This is a genomic window from Amnibacterium soli, assembly GCF_039544415.1.
Classification (GTDB): Bacteria; Actinomycetota; Actinomycetes; order Actinomycetales; family Microbacteriaceae; genus Amnibacterium; species Amnibacterium soli.
The window spans coordinates 565570-583559 of sequence record NZ_BAABLP010000001.1 but is presented as its reverse complement, the minus strand read 5'-3'; the positions used below and the strand labels follow the sequence as shown (position 1 = coordinate 583559).

19 protein-coding genes and 1 tRNA gene are annotated in these 17990 nt (G+C 67.4%); 9 read left to right on the top strand and 11 right to left on the bottom strand.

The genetic code is table 11. The features are described 5' to 3' along the window. Window positions 1-21: 21 nt before the first annotated feature. The gene (locus ABEA53_RS02905; RefSeq protein WP_345479434.1) at window positions 22-732 is read right to left on the bottom strand and encodes a transglutaminase-like domain-containing protein; all 711 of its coding nucleotides are present in this window, start codon (window positions 730-732) and stop codon (window positions 22-24) included. An 80-nt stretch (window positions 733-812) separates the two neighbouring features. On the opposite strand from ABEA53_RS02905, the gene ABEA53_RS02900 reads away from it, so the two are divergent. Beyond that, window positions 813-1460, top strand: a complete 648-nt coding sequence (locus tag ABEA53_RS02900) for an NADPH-dependent F420 reductase (protein ID WP_345479672.1) — start codon at window positions 813-815, stop codon at window positions 1458-1460. A 69-nt stretch (window positions 1461-1529) separates the two neighbouring features. Further along, a tRNA-Arg gene (locus tag ABEA53_RS02895) sits at window positions 1530-1601 on the top strand. 49 nt (window positions 1602-1650) lie between these two features. Here ABEA53_RS02895 and ABEA53_RS02890 read toward each other — a convergent pair. After that, entirely contained in the window at window positions 1651-2802 is a 1152-nt protein-coding gene (locus ABEA53_RS02890; protein WP_345479433.1) for a tyrosine-type recombinase/integrase, read from the bottom strand. A gap of 1032 nt (window positions 2803-3834) precedes the next feature. Here ABEA53_RS02890 and ABEA53_RS02885 point away from each other — a divergent pair. Next, window positions 3835-4707, top strand: coding sequence for a TIR domain-containing protein (locus tag ABEA53_RS02885; RefSeq protein ID WP_345479432.1), 873 nt, complete (start codon window positions 3835-3837; stop codon window positions 4705-4707). 70 nt (window positions 4708-4777) lie between these two features. On the opposite strand, the gene ABEA53_RS02880 is transcribed toward ABEA53_RS02885, so the two are convergent. From ABEA53_RS02880 to ABEA53_RS02870, 3 genes are all read right to left on the bottom strand, one after another. Further along, a complete protein-coding gene (locus ABEA53_RS02880; protein ID WP_345479431.1) occupies window positions 4778-5236 on the bottom strand; it encodes a hypothetical protein in 459 nt (152 codons plus the stop codon). A gap of 226 nt (window positions 5237-5462) precedes the next feature. After that, window positions 5463-6107: an Nmad2 family putative nucleotide modification protein gene (locus ABEA53_RS02875; protein WP_345479429.1), complete on the bottom strand. Its 645-nt coding sequence runs from the start codon at window positions 6105-6107 to the stop codon at window positions 5463-5465. Window positions 6108-6113: 6 nt separating this feature from the next. After that, window positions 6114-6581, bottom strand: coding sequence for a TIR domain-containing protein (locus ABEA53_RS02870; RefSeq protein WP_345479427.1), 468 nt, complete (start codon window positions 6579-6581; stop codon window positions 6114-6116). Window positions 6582-6649: 68 nt separating this feature from the next. Here ABEA53_RS02870 and ABEA53_RS02865 point away from each other — a divergent pair, with 68 nt between their 5' ends. From ABEA53_RS02865 to ABEA53_RS02855, 3 genes are all read left to right on the top strand, one after another. Beyond that, on the top strand, window positions 6650-7843 hold the full coding sequence (locus ABEA53_RS02865; protein ID WP_345479426.1) for a toll/interleukin-1 receptor domain-containing protein: 1194 nt from the start codon (window positions 6650-6652) through the stop codon (window positions 7841-7843). Continuing rightward, window positions 7840-8679 carry a hypothetical protein gene (locus tag ABEA53_RS02860; RefSeq protein WP_345479425.1) on the top strand — a complete coding sequence of 280 codons (840 nt, stop codon included), beginning with the start codon at window positions 7840-7842 and terminating at the stop codon, window positions 8677-8679. The genes ABEA53_RS02865 and ABEA53_RS02860 overlap by 4 nt, the downstream gene beginning before the upstream one ends. A 321-nt stretch (window positions 8680-9000) precedes the next feature. Next, window positions 9001-10032 (top strand): nucleotide kinase domain-containing protein, encoded by a 1032-nt coding sequence (locus ABEA53_RS02855; protein ID WP_345479671.1) that lies wholly within the window; start codon window positions 9001-9003, stop codon window positions 10030-10032. Here the strand turns inward: ABEA53_RS02855 and ABEA53_RS02850 are convergent. From ABEA53_RS02850 to ABEA53_RS02840, 3 genes are all read right to left on the bottom strand, one after another. Further along, entirely contained in the window at window positions 9994-10602 is a 609-nt protein-coding gene (locus ABEA53_RS02850; RefSeq protein WP_345479424.1) for a dTMP kinase, read from the bottom strand. The two genes, ABEA53_RS02855 and ABEA53_RS02850, sit on opposite strands and share 39 nt — an antisense overlap. Before the next feature lie 239 nt (window positions 10603-10841). After that, a complete protein-coding gene (locus ABEA53_RS02845; protein ID WP_345479423.1) occupies window positions 10842-12398 on the bottom strand; it encodes a deoxyguanosinetriphosphate triphosphohydrolase family protein in 1557 nt (518 codons plus the stop codon). Between the two features lie 6 nt (window positions 12399-12404). Next, complete coding sequence (locus tag ABEA53_RS02840; protein ID WP_345479422.1) at window positions 12405-12671, bottom strand: hypothetical protein; 267 nt, start codon at window positions 12669-12671, stop codon at window positions 12405-12407. A gap of 569 nt (window positions 12672-13240) precedes the next feature. Between ABEA53_RS02840 and ABEA53_RS02835 the strand changes: the two genes are divergently transcribed. Then, entirely contained in the window at window positions 13241-13642 is a 402-nt protein-coding gene (locus ABEA53_RS02835) for a heme-binding protein (RefSeq protein WP_345479670.1), read from the top strand. Between the two features lie 362 nt (window positions 13643-14004). On the opposite strand, the gene ABEA53_RS02830 is transcribed toward ABEA53_RS02835, so the two are convergent. The 3 genes from ABEA53_RS02830 to ABEA53_RS02820 all read right to left on the bottom strand — a co-directional run bounded on the left by ABEA53_RS02830 (window position 14005) and on the right by ABEA53_RS02820 (window position 16218). Next, window positions 14005-15138 carry a DUF4232 domain-containing protein gene (locus tag ABEA53_RS02830; RefSeq protein ID WP_345479421.1) on the bottom strand — a complete coding sequence of 378 codons (1134 nt, stop codon included), beginning with the start codon at window positions 15136-15138 and terminating at the stop codon, window positions 14005-14007. Next, complete coding sequence (locus tag ABEA53_RS02825) at window positions 15135-15713, bottom strand: RNA polymerase sigma factor (protein WP_345479420.1); 579 nt, start codon at window positions 15711-15713, stop codon at window positions 15135-15137. The genes ABEA53_RS02830 and ABEA53_RS02825 overlap by 4 nt, the downstream gene beginning before the upstream one ends. 178 nt (window positions 15714-15891) lie before the next feature. Next, window positions 15892-16218, bottom strand: coding sequence for a hypothetical protein (locus ABEA53_RS02820; RefSeq protein ID WP_345479419.1), 327 nt, complete (start codon window positions 16216-16218; stop codon window positions 15892-15894). A gap of 94 nt (window positions 16219-16312) precedes the next feature. On the opposite strand from ABEA53_RS02820, the gene ABEA53_RS02815 reads away from it, so the two are divergent. Both ABEA53_RS02815 and ABEA53_RS02810 read left to right on the top strand, forming a co-directional pair. After that, the gene (locus ABEA53_RS02815) at window positions 16313-16630 is read left to right on the top strand and encodes a cold shock domain-containing protein (protein ID WP_345479418.1); all 318 of its coding nucleotides are present in this window, start codon (window positions 16313-16315) and stop codon (window positions 16628-16630) included. A 137-nt stretch (window positions 16631-16767) separates the two neighbouring features. Beyond that, window positions 16768-17871, top strand: a complete 1104-nt coding sequence (locus tag ABEA53_RS02810) for a DUF6226 family protein (RefSeq protein WP_345479417.1) — start codon at window positions 16768-16770, stop codon at window positions 17869-17871. Window positions 17872-17990 lie beyond the last annotated feature (119 nt).

The following is a 17990-nucleotide window of genomic DNA, read 5'->3' as shown; positions in this document are numbered from 1 at the left end:
CAGCCAGCCGGATCAACCGCGTCACCGACGCGTGGTGAGGAAGGCCGTGTCCGCGGCGTCGCGGCCCGTCGCGATGCGCAGCAGGGAGGCGCGCGGCGCGAGCGCGGTCGCGTCGACGACGTGCCACTCCCCCTCCACGAGCGCCTCGGCGACCGCGTGGAAGTCCATGGGCTGCAGTCCCGGCGCGTAGACCGCGACGAGCCGCGCCGGCACATCGAGCGCCCGCAGCAGCGCGACGACGAGGTGCGCGTAGTCGCGGCAGACGCCCTGGCGCGCGAGCAGCGTCTCCGTCGCCCCGTCGGTGGGCTTGCTCGACCCCGGCACGTAGACGAGGTGCGCGCCGACCCAGGAGGAGACGGCGTCCAGCAGCGCTTTGCCTTCGAGCCCGGCGAACTCCGCCTGCGCGGTCGGCAGCAGCTGGTCGGACTCGCTGTAGCGGCTGGGCCGCAGGGCGGCGATGCGGTCCAGGTCCTCGACCGGCACCGGCTCCGCGCGCCCCTCCACCGTCGCGTCGTAGCGGACGGTCACGGTGCCGGTCGGCGCGTGCACGAGGTGGAGGCGGGTGCCCGTGGCCTCCGTCAGCTCCTCCACCGCCAGCGGTCCGCCGTCGAGCTCGACCCGCAGGCGCTCGTCGACCGCGAGCCCGGGCAGCCGCGCGACGGAGACCGCGAGCACCAGGTCGGAGGCGTCGGTGACGTCGAGGTCCATGGCGGCGGAGACGGTGCGTCGCATGACTGCACCCTGACAGGTCGCCGATCGCGGGCATAGTGCGCGGACGCCGCGCCTTGGAACGGGACATGCCAGTCAGCAACATCTCCACCATCGGTCTCATCGGCGCCGGCCACATCGGCTCGCAGCTCGCCCGCCTCGCGGTGCAGCACGGCTACAAGGTCGTCATCAGCAACTCCCGCGGCCCCGAGACCCTGTCGGGCCTCATCGCGGAGCTGGGCGACGGCGCGACCGCGGCGACCGCTGAGGACGCGGCGAAGGCGGGCGACATCGTCGTGGTGACCGTGCCGCTGAAGAACGTGCCCGACGTGCCGGTCGCGCCCCTCGCGGGCAAGACCGTGATCGACACGAACAACTACTACCCGGAGCGCGACGGCCGCATCGCGGGCCTCGACTCGGCGGAGACGACCACCGCTGGGCTCCTCCAGTCGCACCTGCCGGACTCGAAGGTCGTGAAGGTGTTCAACCACATCTTCGCCGCGGACCTGACGACGGCGAACCAGCCCTCCGGCACCCCCGGCCGCCGCGCCCTCGCGGTCTACGGCGACGACGCGGACGCCCGCGCGACCGTGTCCGCCCTGGTCGACGAGTTCGGCTTCGACACCGTCGACGGCGGCCCGCTGGCCGAGAGCTGGCGCTCCGAGCGCGACCAGCCCGCGTACGTGAAGCCGTTCGACAAGGACCAGCTGACCGCCGCGCTCGCGCAGGGCAAGCGCGACATCAACGGCTGATCCGGCCGCTCGCGGCTCGCGCCGCGAGGAGGGGGACGCTCGGGCCTGATAGCCTTGGGCGTCCCTTAGGCCCCCATAGCTCAGGGGATAGAGCACTGCCCTCCGGAGGCAGGGGCGCAAGTTCGAATCTTGCTGGGGGCGCATCGGGAAAGCGGCTCGTGATCAGGGAAAACCTGAGGCGGGCCGCTTCTCATTTCCCGCCTCCCACGGCCCGTGGACGCGAAATGGACGCGATCGGACGCGACGCCACCCGGTCCAGCGCGGCGCTGAGCGCATCGGTGTCCGCATCGAACAGGTCCGCGTACACGTCGAGGGTCACCGCGGCCGAGGCGTGGCCGAGCATCCGCTGCACCGCTTTCACGTTCGCGCCGAGGCTCACCGCGATGCTCGCGGCCGTGTGCCGAAGCTCGTGCGGCGTCAGCCCGGGCTCCCCGATGAGCACCGCGGCCTTGTCCAGCCACCCCCGGCGGAAGACCTTGCCGCGCACCCACGAGCCGCTGCGGGAGCCGCGGAAGACGGGCTCGTCTGCCCGTCGGCCGGCCACGAGGACGGCGAGCTCGTCGAGGATCGACTTCGGGATCGGCACGCTGCGGGCCTCGTAGTCCTTCGGCGTCGACTCGACCTGCACTCCCCCGGACTCGACGACCGTGTGCTGGATCTCGAGGCGGCCGCGGAGGAAGTTCACGTCGCCGACGCGGAGGCCGGACACCTCACCCCAGCGGAGCCCGCAGAAGGCGAGGACGCGGATGAGGGTGCCGTACCCGTTCGCGGCGCCGTTCTGCTTCCCGGCACCGATCCCGTCGACCACTTCGGCGAGGTCATGCACCTGCGCGACCATGAGGTAGCGCTTGGACTTCGTCGAGACCCGCGGCAGGTGCAGACCGCGCGCCGGGTTCGCGGTCAGCCGTCCATCGCGCACCGCAGCCTCCAGCGCACCGCTGAGGACGGCCGCGCACTTGCGGACGCTCGCCGGCCCGAGCCGCTTCGAGAGGCTGTGCAGCCACTCCTGACAGCGGCTGTGCGAGAGATCACCGAGTGGATAGCGACCGAGCGCCGGGACGACGTCGCGGTCGATGATCCCGCGGACTCGCTCTCGCGTCGTGGGCCGAAGGTCCGACCGAGTGCCAAGCCAGGTGTTCATCCACGCCTCGACCGTGATCCGAGCTCGGGCCGGGTCGACGTAGCTGTTGCGCGACACGTCGACCTCGACGCTGGCGAGCCACAGCTTCGCCTCGCGCTTCGACGTGAACCCCCGCTTCGCACCCTCGGAGTGGTCGGGTTTGCGGTAGCGGACCTTGTAGCGCCTTCCGGCCGGGGTCTCGTAGGAGGAAATGAACCCCATCAGACCGACCAGCCGATGCCCTGGGCTTTCCACCGAGGTCGAGTGGTTGCAGCAGCTCGAACGCGCGCCTCACTGAGCGAGGGTTCGGTGCGAGAACGTCTCCTCAGCGTCCGAGGTGGCATCAAGCACGCTCCTCAATCAGTCGGCGACAAACGCGTGCCGCATGTTGCATCGCCCTTCCGACAGCACTCGGATTGCCACGGTCGTCAGCACCATCTCGCTCGTACGGAACCCCGAACCTCAGCGGACGGGTTCGGAACGCCCAGGTCCTCTGATGTCGACCACTCACCTCTCCACCTGCTGATCGTCGCCTCCAGCCCACGCCTCCCCTCTCAAACCGTCCCTCCCTTGCGCCCCACTCTCCGTCGACGCCCAACGCTCACCCGTCTCCCCTTCTCGCCCGCGACCGCACCCCGCATCTCCTCCTTCACGCCACCACCCATCCATCCCCACCACGCACTCCCCTCCATCCCACTCCTCCCCTACTCCTTTGTCTTGCCCTGTCCTGGCCTGCCACCTGTACTCCTGAACCACCCACTCACAACTGCTCTTGCTTTTAAGTTGTGTGTGGGTGGTTCAGGAGCCGCGTCCGCGGAGGTGGCAGGCCAGGACAGGGCAAGACGCCCGAAACCCCTCGCTGGACCCCTCGTACTCAGCGAGGGGTCCAGCGAGGGGTCCAGTCGCTCCCGCATCGCAGCGAAGGCTGTGGGAGCATCGCGGAGGAGATTTCTGCCACCCGACCATCACGCGGCGGTGCGTCTGCGCACCAGCACGCACGACACGCGCCTCCAGATCTCCGACGCCACCCACCCCACCATCGGGAAGGGTCGAACGTCTCGACGGCACACTTGGTTCACCGGCCACATTCCGCTCGCAGCTGACACACCAAGCACGCAGAGGTAACAGTTGACTCGCTGGTCTGGGACCGCACCTCGCGCATGGAGGGCGGCAATGCCGCGTGGCCGACTCGCACCGGGCGTTCTCCGCCCTACGCTCGCGACGACGAATCAGTAGCGATTGTGGGCACCCCGGATGACGCCAAAGATTTACGACCTCTTTATCTCGCACGCTTCGGAGGACAAGGGTCTTGTTCGTCCGCTTACGGAGGCGCTAACCCGGCTCGGACTCCGCGTTTGGTATGACCAGTTCGCACTGAAGGTCGGCGACAGTCTGTCTGCGAGCATTGACAAGGGACTGTTGCAGAGCCGCTTCGGTCTTGTGATCATCAGCAAGTCGTTCCTCGCGAAGCGCTGGCCGGACTACGAGTACAGAGGACTGGTCGCTCGAGAGATCAGCGAGGGGAAGGTAATCCTCCCGGTCTGGTTCGGCGTCACGCGCAGCGACGTCGTCGCACATAGCCCGACCCTTACCGACAAGTTCGCCATCGATGCGACAGCGATGGAACCACTCGAACTCGCCATCCGAATACTCGAAGCCGTCGAACCTCAGCGCTTCGCGCAGCTTTCACGAGAAGCGGCATACTGGCAGGTCGTCTACGACTCTCCCATCGAGAAGGTGAAGCTGTCCGACCTGGTCCTGAGCGCCCCTCGCTGGGAGACCCTCCCGCAACCACTCCTGCGACGCATCCGCATCATCCAACAGGCACTGTGGGAGATCATGCCGGTCGACTGGGTGACGACCGTCACAAATTTCCGCTCTGACATGCATCCCGAACGAGAAGTAGAGATCTGGGAGCGGGCTGTCGCGACCTACCTGGCGATCAACAACAAATACCCCCTTTCTACAGCGGAACGCTCAGACCTCTTTGGGTATCTGATCGGCGACACGTGGGCATCCGAGGAATCGGAACTGCTGAAGCGGATCGGGGCGACAGCATGGTTCGCCGATGCTCGTCGCGAAGCCTCGTCGCACCTGCCGATATCGGCCGATCCTCTTGAGTCTTGACCCGGTATTGCGCCGTACCACCACGCTGCATTTTCCAGTAAAATCTAGGTAATTCTGCCTGCCCGCCGCCCTACGGTGTCGACTGGTCGAAAGCGGCTCGGGCGATATTAATGCGCCGCTCCAGGTCGTCCAGGTTTGAGTCCAGCCACGCGATCGCGGCGGCACGGTCCTGGATTTTGGCGTCCGGCAGTCCGAAGAACGAGTCCATCCGGAAGTCGTCGGTGAGACCAGCCAGCAGCACGGCGCGAGCGCCAGCTAGTACGTGTGTCGCGGAATAGCCGTTGAAGCCGACCCCCGGTCGGAGTCCATGCTCAATTCGATGTTCCTTCGGCATCGCCCAGTGGTTAGCGTTGACGCGCGAGAGCCGCGCCGGGAAGTTCCGCAGCCGCTGCTCCGCGAGGGACGCTGCCGCGCGGCGGAGGTCCGCCAACGAAATCGCCACGACCTCGCTGCGCACGGTCGCCTGCTTTGCTCCGGGCTGGAACCCATACTCGGCGAGGATGCCTAGGTCGGCGCCTATGTCCTCCACGACCGCTCGCAGGGTCAACACCTGGGCTTTGCCGACGGGTGTGCGCTAGTGCTTGCACTTCACCGCCCACGTCACGGTGAGGCGGACGTGGGCGTAGGTCGCCAGCACGTCGATGGCGTGTGTCGTCCGCGCGCCCTGCACGCGGACGTCGGTCTCCGCAGCGAATACGAACTCGCGAAGAACGCCGCCGCCTCCTGGTAGTCCCGCAACGCGGCTCCGGTGCCGGTCACGGCTGCCAGCGCTCCGACACGCGCCGGTCGGGACGCTCGAGCGAGGGCCAGTCTGCGGGCCGGCCGAGGCGGCCGGAGCCAAGGGTCTGCACCCACTCGACGATCGCGTCGATGTGGGCGGGGTCGCGGACGACCGCATGACCGCGCGGGTTCTTCAAGAAATCGCGGTCGCCGGAGCGCAGCCCGGCCGGGATGACGGGCCCGTCGCCACCGAAGTACACGAACTCCTGACTCAGCAGCACACGGTCACTGCGGGTGTCCCGCTCGATGTGGTCCGTGTTCGGTCTGCCGTCCGGCAGGCTGTGCCGGCCGTTCTCCTGTACCCACGCGCCGGTGACAGGGTCGCGGTGGTAGATGTTGTCACCGAATGCCTGCATCCGGCTGCCCCCGAGACTTGGCCGACGGTCCCTGAAGCGAGAGTCGGACCAGTACTGGTCGTAACTGACGGTCTCCTCAACACGCATCGCGTACACCAGACGCCCGCGCAGATCGTGCTCCGCGGACCCGACGCCTAGTACCCAGTCGCCGATCGCGGCATGCGCGCGGATGACGGGCTTGCAGGTCGCGACGGAGCACAGCCCGCGGAACGGGTTCGGGGCGAAACCGATGTCGTACCGGACGACGTAGCTGTACAGCGTCATGGGCCGTCAGCAGCGCGCTCGAGCGATCACCATCTCCGGGGCGCGGCCGCCGTCCGGATCGGTCCAATTGTCGGCGCCGTCGATCGCGTCGAGGATTGCCGGTCCGTCCCAGTTCACAATTGCGTCCGCGTAGTCCTCGAGCGCAGCCGGCATGTCCCCGGGCTCCGTGCCGGGAGCCCAGACACCAATGATCCGCTTGTCACCGAACCGGTTCGCGTACTCCACCTCCCAGTCGACCCAGGGGTGGTTCTTCGTGTCGGGCGAGATGATCACGATGATCTTGCCCGCCCACCGAATATGGTCGGCGAGGAGGTCCTTGATGTACCCGGGCGCCTTCGCGTTGTTCGGCGTCTTCGACGTGATGGAGGAATCTCGCACCTCTGCCCCGTGGCGGCGTAGCAGGTTCTTCAGCTCCCCGACCAGCTGATCGTCCTCGTGGCGGTGCGGGATGAAGATGTTGTGCTGGTCGGCCATCGGGATCCTCCTTCGGCTGCTTACGCTAGGCGCAGCCGGCGACAGCGCTGGCGGGATCGCGAGGAGCCATGCCCGTACCGCCACCGATCCTCGACGTATTCGTCGTCTGGCACCCGGACGAGCGCGGCGGTGAGCAGGTCCTGACCGGGCTGCAGCAGCACTTCCACTCCTCGGCATTTTCCGGGCTCGCGGGCGGCGCAGTGGAGGTGTACGGACGCAGTGCGGCGTGGGACGATCGCGGCGCTCCTCGCCCGATCGACGTCGGCACCCAGCCCGCGCAAACCGAGGTCGTCGTGATCGTCGAGGGGACGGAGCTAGCACGGGCCGTCGACACCGAGCCCGCGTGGGCGGGATATATCCGCTCCGCACTCGCGGTGCGGGACCGCGGCGGAGCGGTGCTGGTCCTTCGCAAGGCCGATTACCGCGGAGGCGGCGGGGTCCTCCACGAGCTCGTCGACGGCATGCAGGCGCTGACCGGCGCGTCGTGGACCGACGCGGCGGTGCTGGGCCGCGAGGTGAGCCAAGCGATCACGCAGCACGTCGCGGGCCGGGGCCAGATCACGGTTTTCGTTAGCCACACGAAGACGGCGTCGCTGCTGGAGGACTCGACCTTCGATGGTCAGCCGTTGTTTGCGAAGGTCCGCACAGCGATCGCTGAGACCCACCTCGGCAGCTTCTTTGACGCCCAAGACATCCAGGCCGGCGACGATTGGGTGCGTGTGCTGAACGAGGCGGCCGCCGAGTCGGCGCTGCTGATGGTCCGCACCGACCGGTATGCAGGCCGTGAGTGGACGCAGCGCGAGGTCTTCGAGGCGAAACGGCATGACGTGCCGATCGTGGCGATGCTCGCGCTCCGCGGCGGAGAGGAGCGCGGCTCGTTCTTGATGGACCATGTCCCGTCCGTCGTGTGTGATCCCGTCAACCCCGATGCAGGGATCGCCGCGGCGTTGAACCGCCTCGTCGACGAGGCGCTCAAACGGGCGCTCTGGCAGAGACAGCGCGTGTACCTCGAGGCGCAAGGGTTCGACTGGTTGCCCGTGCACGCTCCGGAGCCCGTCACGCTCGGCCCGTGGCTGCAGGAGCATCGGGTCACCAGTCCAGACGACCGGCACGTGTGGATTCTGCACCCTGATCCCCCACTCGGGCCTCGTGAGCGGGAGGTGGTTACCGAGCTGTGCGCGATTGCCGGTTACGAGGACGCCACAGTCGACGTGCTCACGCCCCGGACCTTCGCGAACCGGGGTGGAAGACTGCCGCGATGAGTGAGCCCACGGTTGTCGCCCGAGACGCACTCGCGGGGACGCGGGTCGGGTTTTCGGTGTCGGAGAGCGCTGATCTCGGGCGTCTCGGTCTCACCGAGCTTCACTGCCAGCTGGTCGTCGCCGAGGTGACCCGCGCGGTGCTCCTCGCTGGCGGCACGGTGGTCTACGGCGGGCGGCTGAAGCCTGAGGGGTACACCCAGATCATGCTCGAGGAGGCGCAACGCTTCCAGGACGGCACGGCATCGATTGAGATTGTGCTGGCGGAAACGGAGTTCCAGAAGCTAACCGTCGATGAGCTCGATGCTGCGCAGCAACGCCTCGGCAGGCTCGGCCGAATCCGCTACATCCTCGCAGAAGGCCGAGAGGTGCCACTCTCGGCGCTCCCGACGACCCCACGGACTGTCTCGCCGATAGATGCGCTGACCGCGATGCGGAGAATTGTGACCCAGAGCACGGACGCCCGGGTCCTCGTCGGCGGGAAGCTGCGCGGATACGCCGGCCGAGAGCCCGGCCTCATCGAAGAGGCCCGGCTGTCCATAGAGCACGGAGCCGTGCTCTACGCAGTTGCCGGGTTCGGCGGAGCCGCCGCCGCAGTGTCGTTGGCACGCGCATCCAGTCGCCCAGCCTGGATGCCCTCGCTCTTCCCCGATGCGGCCGACACGGAGCCCGTGCAGAACGCGATGGCGTCGCTACACGCCAGCGCTCGCGCCCCGAAGTCAGCTTGGGACGGGCTCGACGACGCCGATCGCGAACTACTGGAGCGAACCCACCGACCCGCTGACATCGCCACACTCGTCGTCCGCGGCCTCGCAAACGTGGGCAGGCGACGCGCCTAACTCGACCGCCGCCGTCACGGCGAGGCCCACGTCTACGCCTCCTCGAGCCGACTGACCAACCTGCAGCGCTCAGCATTCAGTCCCGACACGACGAACCGACCCAGTCCGCGGTTTACCAACAGTTGGCACCAGCTCAACGAGCGACTCAATGCATGATTCGGTGCCGAACACGAGCTCGGTGAGGCACGACTTGCCACAACCACGCGATCGACGAACTCGGCCTGAGGAACGTCGGCGACACCGTCTGGTAGCAGCTCTTCCGCGCCCATGCACGGCGCGCTGACATGCAGGGACGGCGAACGACGACAAGATGTGACCTCAATGACCTCGTCCAGTACCGACGCGCGGCCGCAGGTCCGCGAGTACGCCTACGACCACTTCTGGACGTTCACCTCTGAGCGACAGCAGATCTTCGAACGGCGCCTACTCGGTCTACCCGGACCGTGGACGCGTGACCCAATCCTCGCGCGGTTCAAGTTCTGCAACGTCTACCGAGCTGCCGATCGGGTCAGTCAGCACCTCATCCATGACGTCGCCTACCGACCCGATGCCGGCGCTGTCGCCGATCGCATCTTCCAGATCGTGGCGTACCGGCACTTCAGCAGCATCCGCACTTGGGTGGACGTGTGCCAACTCCTTGGGCATGCTCCGACCCTCGAGGATCTCGCTTCGGACGCGTTCGAGGACGCGCTGTCCGCCACCCGCCACCACAACGGCCGTCTTTACACCGGAGCATTCATCCTCTGCGCAACCGACGCCTACGGGCGGAGCGTGAAGCACCTGAATCACGTCGAATTGTTCCGACACATGTTTCTGCGGTCCGACCTCGTCGAGAAAGTGCGGACTGCGCCGACACTCGCCGCAGTGTTTGACACCCTGAAGAGCTTCCCGCTCATGGGGAACTTCATGTCGTATCAAATAGCGATCGATCTCAATTACTCAGAAGTAATCAACTTCTCTGAGGATGACTTCACGCAGCCTGGACCAGGCGCATTGCGGGGCTTGAGGAAGACTTTCCTCAGTCCTGGCGGATTGTCCCCAAGTGAACTCGTAATGTGGCTCGTGGACCGGCAGGAGGACGAGTTCACCTCCCGCAACCTTCCCTTCGCAGGCCTATTCGGGCGACGCCTGCATGCGATTGACGTGCAGAATCTTCTCTGCGAGGTGGACAAATACCTTCGAGTCGCAGCCCCTGAACTCGCGAGCGCGAGGACCAAGATAAAGGCGACCTTCCGCCCGAACCCCGATCCTATCGAACTGTTCTTTCCGCCCAAGTGGCGACTTCGGACCACGGCTGGTAGGGCGTCACCGAACTCAGGACCGTTCGGGCAGGAGCAGATGGCGGTGGTCTAATTCCTCGAGAATAGTATCCGTCACCTCCTCGATCGTGAAATCCGGCACCCACACGGCCAGCGCTGGATACCGCGCGGCGAGCGTCTCGTATCCGGCAGCGATTGCATCGCTGTTGTTCGAGTCAAAACCATGGACGTGACCGAAGAGGAACACCACATCGGCAGTCATCCCGGCCCACGTCGACTCGACCACCCGCTCGAAAGCATCCCGCGGCATGTCCGCATCGGAGATGACCCCGCTGAGTATCCCGTAAGCCAGAGTCGACCACCACCAACGATCTAGCACCACCGCGCTGCGGGAGCGTTGCTCGTGGAGTGTGGCCTGCGACTCCGCGTGACAGGCCAGGTGTGCCAGCTGCTGCGCGAGCCCGGAGACCGGCCGCACCTCACGGTCGTCGAGGAGCGTTCGGACAGTCTGGGTGAAGCGACTGAAGCCCGTCGGCATGTGCACGTATGTCGCCGATTCGGGCCGCACACGACCCCGCAGGCAGTTGAGCTGCGTCGTCTTACCCGCACCATCCAGCCCCTCGAAAACGATGAGCGCGCCCGGACGCAGATGAACTGACTCCACGTCCCCAGCATGGATCCTCGCTCCGACAACATCTTCAGGTTGTTGCGCCTGAAGCCCGGGGAGGACGCTGCGCAGCCACGTTGGTTGAACCGGGAGCGGGCGCGGGTGTCAGGTGAACTACTCCGCCAGCACTCCCCGGAGCACGTACATCCAAGATCGAGCGTCGTTTGCTCGCCAGCCGCCTCCTTGGGGAGGCCAGCCCGACCCAGCGCAGATCGCCCGATACAGCCGAGCCCGCGTCAGGTGTTCAACCAGTACGGCGCCTGGTCTGCGATCGCATCGCCCGTGAGGCGCTGATGCAAGAGGGACGTCTGAGCATCGGTGAGGGTGCACAGGTAGTCGAGGACAGCACGGGCTACTCGGGCCTCGTCGTTCCGGTAGTCGTCGAGGTCCGTCGACGCCATGGCGAGACGGCCGTACTCGACCAGCTTGGCCGGGAGCCGGCGCTCCCCCGCGGCCCCACCTCGTCCATCAACAAATGTCGCGACAGCCATCTCGTGCAGGTAGGTGAAGAGCTCTCGAATTGCCCTGCGCTGACCACGCTGCATCATCGCTACCCCGGGGGTATTTATCACATACATGTGTGTGATGCTCTTCAACAATTCGGCGGTCAGTCGCGCAACAGGTGCCACCTCAAGCAGAAGAGCACCGGTCTTGGCTTCAACGAGGCGCGCGCCACTCTGAAGTTGTCGGATGAGTGAGCTGCTAAACGCTTGGAGCACCGCGTGCGCGTCAAGAGAACCGTCGAACGGACGCGCCGGGAAGAGCCCCCGGACATTTTCGGCGATCGAGAACAACGACGCACGGTCGATCGGATCTGACGTACCCGCATATACGTTTGGAAGCTCACCTCGGAGTCGGTTGAACGTCAATTCAATGAGTGACTCCCAGACCTCGTCGACATCCGGCAAGCTGGGCGGATCTTCAGCGATCTCGTCGTCGTCTTTGTCCACTGCGAGATGAACCGGACGGGCCCGCAGTTCGTTTAGCGGCATTCGCTGCGTGCGGTAAAAGTCCTCGAGATCGTGAACGGCATATGCAATGTCATCGGCCCAGTCCATGACCTGCGCCTCGAGAGACTGCCGCAGAGCAGAGTCGCCGTACCGATGGGTCACCCCCGTCGACCGCAGGTGTTCGAGGTACGCGCCCTCCGCGTTGTAGAAGTTCCACTTGTCCGCAAACTTCGGAAACTGCGGCGGGTGCTCACCGTGCAACCAGGGGTACTTCGCGATCGCTCCGAGGGAGCGCCAGGTCAAATTGAGCCCCTTCTCTTCGCGCTTCGCGTCGAGTTCGTGCTTCCTCAGGCTGAGACGTGCCACGATCCGGAATGACTGCGCGTTCCCCTCGAAGGAGTCAGTCAGCACGGGCCGCCCTTTGACCGAGAGAACGCTGAGTCCCGAGCCAAGGAGCGCCTGAAGCTCCTGCTCAGCAGCATGCCCAAAGGGCGGGTGGCCGAGGTCATGGGCCAAGCCGGCCACGGCACAAACCGCGGGAATTAACTGATCCTTGAGCGCGCGAGCCGACGCTCCGTAGGTCTGGCCATGCTCCTTCGCGTAGGTTGAGATGACAAACTGCGCCGTTCGCTCGGCTGTCTGCGACACCTTCAAACTGTGCGTAAGACGGTCGTGCATCACGTAGTTCTGCTGAGGGGACATCACTTGGGTGACCCCGGATAGACGCCGAAACTCAGGCGCGTATAGCAGGCGGTCGTAATCCGTCTGATAACTCGACCGCCATGCCTCGTCGTCGCGATGCCGGCCAACTGGACGCGTGGAGCCGAAGCTGGACGCAGGCACGGCGCGCTACTCGATCTCGAGCTCTTCGTCCTCGGGACTCGAACTTGATTGCTCCTCGCCGACGGGACGCACCCCGTCGGCGAGGTCGAAGCTCAACTCACCCGCCTCGAGCAGCGCATTGAACACGCGCTGAGCGAGCTCGATATCTGCTCCGCTCTTCGCGCACACTGCCTCAAGGAACTTCGGCAGTGGCAGCGCAGACCGCGCATCGGTTGGGCCGAGCAGGGCGCGGGCGGCTGCCACGGCGAGATCCCACCGCTGGACCTCGCTCATCCGACGCACGCGTTGCCGTGTGACTGCGGCGGACACGCGCGGAACGGAATGGGCATCTGTCACGGTGGACCTCCAAGCATCGAGCGGTGGCCATCATCCCGCATACGGCCGCCGACACCGTGAGTGACCTGCCGGGGGGCTTGGATCATTCCTCAGAGGGCCGGCAAGAGGGAGCGGACTGGCCACGAGCACGCGAGCGAGCGCGAGGGCCCGCGCTGCGGACAGCACCACCCTCGCCCACGGTGCCGACCAAGAGGCCGCATCCGGAAGGCCAGTGCCCTCGGTTCGCGCGACTCCTGCCCAGGCGCTGGTGCCCGCATTGCCCCCGCACTCCAGACCAGCAGCAGACCTGCACAGAAGCTGGGCCTGGATCAAAGCTCGAGTCGCTCACGCGCACCGGTCGGGGCCAGCCGAGCACGCACCAGGAGCCGTGCATGGTGGGCTGGCAGCGTTCCGACGCGAGTCGAACTGCACACTCGCCGCCGCGAATGGAATGACCATGGCTCGCCTCTAACCCGGGTACACCCTCGCCTCGCTCGAGGCCGAGCCCCCGCGCGGACTTCTCGTCGCTGACCCGCGAAGACGCAGTGCGGCTCGGCGAGGTCGGCATCGCGGTGATCCGAGAGTGGAACCGCAACCTGGCGATCGAGGTTCGTATGGGCACCGAGCTCGCTTTCCGCGCGCAGCTGGGCACCACCGGCGAGGAGAACGCCGCAGCCATCTCGGGCAAGGTCGCCACCGTCACCGCGCTCGGCGTCAGCTCCCTACTGGTGCGCAGACGTCACGAGGCAGACCCGACCTACGACGCGGACCTCGGCGACGACGCCCGCCTCTGGGGGGGCTGGATCCCGATCTTCGTCAACGGCACGCTCGCCGGCACCGTCGCGACCTCGGGCGAACCGGACGTCGTGGACCACGAACCGACCGCAGAGACCGTGCGGCGCTACCTCGAGCTACAACGCCGCGACTAGCGGGGTTCACCGCCGCACATGAGCGCCGGGCCGGCGGGGTGTTGCACCGGGACTAATAGCAAGGCTCATGGACGAGCAATCGGCGAGGATCCGGTCCGCGCCCAGTAAGCGAAGCGCGTGCCGCACGCGTCGTCGAATCCCGCCCGTGGACGCATTTTGGACGCAATCGAACGCGATTCAGGGCTCAAACCGGTGATTTGGGACGATCCTGGTGATACTAGGTATCCTGGTCAGACGGCAATACTGGCAATGTCGCGGCGACGCCTGTTCGCTCTCCGGAGGCAGGGGCGCAACTTCGCCCGCGCTTCCGCTGATCCACCTCGCTAGAAGAGCCCGCTGTGGACAGCGTCGAACTGGAACCATCAACGCTCCTGGTTCAGCGAGTAGGCGACGAACACGGTCGACATGATCTGCCCGTACTTGCCGAGCGCTCCGTGTGCTCCGTTGAGGCAGGCGGTCGCTCTGCCGATGGGCACGGTGAAGCGTCCGGTCTGACCGGAGGCTGCGAGGTCGTAGTGCAGGTCGACGTCGACCGAGGTGACGGCGCGTGCGACGCAGGGTCCTTCCTGCTTGTTGTCGCCCGGCTTGTACCAGTTGACCTGCGAGTAGGCGGAGCCGCCCGGGGCCAGGATCACCGCCCGCAGTCCGTTCACCACGCTGCGTCGCGGGTCGATCTGGTTCATCGTGTTGTGACCGAGCGGCTTGCCGTCGTCGAGGAAGCGGACCTCGGGGTAGCCCGCGAGCGCACAGGTCCGCTTCGTCGTGTTCGTGAAGGTGATCTCGCCCGACGGCTCGTAGCCGATCGCGGAAGCGGCCGCTGCGGAGATGCGGTCGAAGCGGGCGCTGAGGTCGTCGCCGGTGCAGTACGGCACTGGCTCGCCGCCCGTGGTCGTGGGGGTCGCGATCGGTCGGGGCGTGATGTGCTTCGGAGGAGTGAATCCGACGATGGTGTACGTCCACGTCATGTCGGGGTCGGTCCGGATCTTGACGTGGGAGGTGCCGTTGACGCCTCCGCCGCCCGCGCCGACTCCGCCGCCGCTGCAGCCTCCGTCGCCGCTCTCGCCTGTTCCGCCGGAGGTGAACACCGAGTACTTGCCCTCGCCCGTGCAGATGAACTGCGTGGCGAGCGCGAGGCCGTTCGGTCGGAGGACGTGATCCTGGTTCGGCCCGTCCTCGCTCGTGAACCGACCGAGGACCTTGCCCGGCGGCAGGGTCTGCTCAGGAGGCGAAGAGTCCTGCAGCACGGCGGGCGAGGAGCCTCCGGTGGTCGCAGGGAGCTCGCGATCGCCGCTGAGGCGAACGGCGACGAGGGACAGCGCCACGACGGCGACCAGGACGACCGCGGTCACCAGGATCGCCGGCCACTGCATGGCCACTGACCTTCTCGGATCTGAACGCACCAGGGGCCCGTCGACGGTGTCCGGCTCGGCGACGCGGCGCAGGAGCTCCTCGCGGACCTTCGCGGCGTTGCCGCTGTTCCAGCTCGGCGGGTTCATCGCGCGACCTCCTGTGATCCCGAGTGCGCCTCGGTCATCGGCGTGAGCAGTCCGCGGAGTCGTGCCAGTGCGCGTGACAGCCGGACCCGGGCGGTTCCGGGAGAGATGCCGAGGAGCCCCGCGATCTCGCTCGCCCGGTAGCCGTCGAGCGCGGTCATCGTGACCAGCGCCGCATCCTGCGGTGACAGTCGCTTCAGTGCCGCGATCAGGCTCTCGCGGTCCACCGCGTCGTCGATGCGGGAGAACGCATCGAGGCCGGCGTCGTCCCGCCACTCCCGCTCGAGTCGCCGGAGGAAGACCTCGTGTCGAAGGCGCGACCGATGGCTGTTCCGCGCAAGGTTCAGGGCCGTGACGAGCAGCCACGGCCGCACCGATCCGCCCACCAGCTGCACCGACGAGCGCTTCCGCCAGAGCTCGAAGAACGCCGCGGACGCGACCTCCTCGGCATCGGCCGGCTGCCGCATCACCCGCAGCGCCTGACGGAACACCGCGTCGCGGTGCCGGTCGAAGATCCGGGCGAAGGCGTCCGCGTCGTGGGCCTGCGCCGCACGCCAGTCGGCCTGCTCGTCGGCCACCTCAGCACTCACAACCAAGGATGTGCGCGCGACCTCGGATCGTTACAGCACGGCGTCTGCCGCATCCGCGGCGCGCAGCCGTTCCGGCGAGACGGCTGGAGCACCGGCCGCGACCTCGTCGTCGGTGGTAGCCGCCCAACTCCTCCGGCGTCACCGCAGCCGTCAGTCGGTCGCCGTGCTAGCCGGCAGCGTCCTCGAGCGCAGCGAGGCGCGCTTCAAGCACCTCGAGCCGTGCTGCGACGTCCGGCGAACCGGCCGGAGCGCCTTCCTCGGGCGTCACGGCGAGCTCGACCAGCGCTGCGGTGAGCTTGGCGACGAGCGACGACACCTCCGCCGGAGCGAGTCGCATCGTGCCGACGCATCGATCGTCACGCCACATGCTGAGCGCGACGACGCCGCCCTGCGGGTGCGGGGAGACGCGCACGGCGCGGGTGCTTCCGCGAGCCGCCTCCCAGAGCCAGCGCCCCGGCGGCGGCTCCGGGCTCGGTACCGCCTGCAGCGTCATCTCGTCATGATCGACCCGGGCGCCGGCCAGGACAAGGGGAGAACCACACGCTGCGCCTGCACCAGCTGCTGGTCAGAGGGAGCAGGCTGGGATCGTGCGCGGGATCGTCAAGTTCTTCAAGGCCGACAAGGGCTGGGGCGCCCTCGTCACGCCGGAGCTGCCGAGTGACGTGTGGGTGCACTTCTCGGTCATCGAGGGGGACGGGTTCCGCGAGCTCGAGGCCGGCGACGAGGTCGACTTCGACGTCGAGTCAGCCGTGCAGGACGGCTTCCGCTACCGGGCCACACGAGCGCGGTTCGTCGCGCACGGGCCTGCGCCCACCCTCCGACGCGTCGGAGACCAGGTCGTCATCGCCGACCCGGACGCCCCGGAGACGCCGCTCACCCCGAGACGAAGCCGGCCTTCGCCCTGACGCCTCGTGCTGGTCGTCTGGCATCCTGCAGAACGACGCCGAGCCCGCGCTCGGGGACGCGGGCGGTCCCTCTCGCGACGGCAGCAGTCAGGAGCCCGATCATGGATCGAGACGTGTTCCCGGAGCCGGCTGCCGCGATGCCTGAGATCCCTCCGCAGGGAAGCGCCGTCTTCCGCCTCGTGTCCGAGATCCCGCCGCCGGTGCGCCACGCGACCGGCTACGAGGGCTTCGTCCGCTCCCTCGCCGAGCAGAGAGCCGATGCGCACGCGCTCGCTCGCGACCTGCCCGCGCTGCTGCGCTTCCTTGCCGCCCATCCGGACATTCCCGGAGACAGCGCCCTCCTCCGCGCATCGGCGGTGTTCTTCGGCAATGCCCTCGTCGTGCTGCATCCCCGCGCGAGCTGGAGCACGCTCGCCGAGCTCGAAGTCGGCACCCGCACCCGCTCCATCCCCGTCGAGCACGCCGTGCGGATGCTCATCGAGCATCCCGAGCGCCACGACGAGTTCCTCGAGATGCTCCAGACCTGGGATCAGGACGACGAGGACGACGACGAGCTCGAACGCCTCCATGACTTCGAGGAGCACCAGCAGACCGAGCTCCACCTGCCGGAGGAGGCCTTCCGACCTCCCGACCTGCGCGAGCAGGTCTACCTGGACGACGCCGGGCAGCCCATCCCCTACGGCGATCACGACCGCTGGCCCGACGGACCGCCCGACGACGCGTACGAGCGGCTCACCCACCAGGAGCGCTTCGCGCCCCTGCAGATCGAGGTCGATGCGCTCGTGGACTACCTCGCCCGCACGTGCGACGTCGCCGTGGACCACGCGTCCGCTGCGGACGGCTCCCGCACCATCACCCTCACCCCCGCCGTCGGGAGCCCGGTCCGCATCACGAGCACACCCACCGGAGTGATCGTCCGCGCCGGGGTCCTCTACGAGGGCTACTTCCCTCCCTGCACCTGCGACGCCTGCAACGAGTCCGCGACCACCGTCGCGGCGGACCTCGAGAGCGCACTCCTGGCGATCATCGGCGGCGGGCTCCGCGAGCAGTACCCGGTCGGCCGCAAGAAGTGGACGCACGTCGCACTCACGACACCGGGAGGCGGCAGCAGCAGCAGCGCCGGCCCGCTCGACCCCGCACTCGACACCAGGAAGCAGCGTTCGGAGCTGCGCGCCCGACTCGCGGAACTGCCCGACGGCCGCTGGCCCGCCTGGCCGCACCGCGGCGGCACGCCCGCCTGAGAGCAGGCGAGGCCGCCGAGGTCTGGGTTGCGCCACCCGCACCCAGAAGACGGTCGTCGCCCGAGGCGCACGATGGTCGGCACGGCCCGGACCGCCCCGGCGCGGACCGAAGCGACGAC

Excerpts from the sequence above, each read along its gene's own strand:
- ABEA53_RS02905 (WP_345479434.1), bottom strand. The coding sequence starts at position 732 with ATGCGACGCACCGTCTCCGCCGCCATGGACCTCGACGTCACCGACGCC.
- ABEA53_RS02890 (WP_345479433.1), bottom strand. The coding sequence starts at position 2,802 with ATGGGGTTCATTTCCTCCTACGAGACCCCGGCCGGAAGGCGCTACAAG.
- ABEA53_RS02885 (WP_345479432.1), top strand. The coding sequence starts at position 3,835 with ATGACGCCAAAGATTTACGACCTCTTTATCTCGCACGCTTCGGAGGAC.
- ABEA53_RS02875 (WP_345479429.1), bottom strand. The coding sequence starts at position 6,107 with ATGACGCTGTACAGCTACGTCGTCCGGTACGACATCGGTTTCGCCCCG.
- ABEA53_RS02870 (WP_345479427.1), bottom strand. The coding sequence starts at position 6,581 with ATGGCCGACCAGCACAACATCTTCATCCCGCACCGCCACGAGGACGAT.
- ABEA53_RS02865 (WP_345479426.1), top strand. The coding sequence starts at position 6,650 with ATGCCCGTACCGCCACCGATCCTCGACGTATTCGTCGTCTGGCACCCG.
- ABEA53_RS02860 (WP_345479425.1), top strand. The coding sequence starts at position 7,840 with ATGAGTGAGCCCACGGTTGTCGCCCGAGACGCACTCGCGGGGACGCGG.
- ABEA53_RS02855 (WP_345479671.1), top strand. The coding sequence starts at position 9,001 with ATGACCTCGTCCAGTACCGACGCGCGGCCGCAGGTCCGCGAGTACGCC.
- ABEA53_RS02840 (WP_345479422.1), bottom strand. The coding sequence starts at position 12,671 with ATGAGCGAGGTCCAGCGGTGGGATCTCGCCGTGGCAGCCGCCCGCGCC.
- ABEA53_RS02830 (WP_345479421.1), bottom strand. The coding sequence starts at position 15,138 with ATGAACCCGCCGAGCTGGAACAGCGGCAACGCCGCGAAGGTCCGCGAG.
- ABEA53_RS02820 (WP_345479419.1), bottom strand. The coding sequence starts at position 16,218 with ATGACGCTGCAGGCGGTACCGAGCCCGGAGCCGCCGCCGGGGCGCTGG.
- ABEA53_RS02810 (WP_345479417.1), top strand. The coding sequence starts at position 16,768 with ATGCCTGAGATCCCTCCGCAGGGAAGCGCCGTCTTCCGCCTCGTGTCC.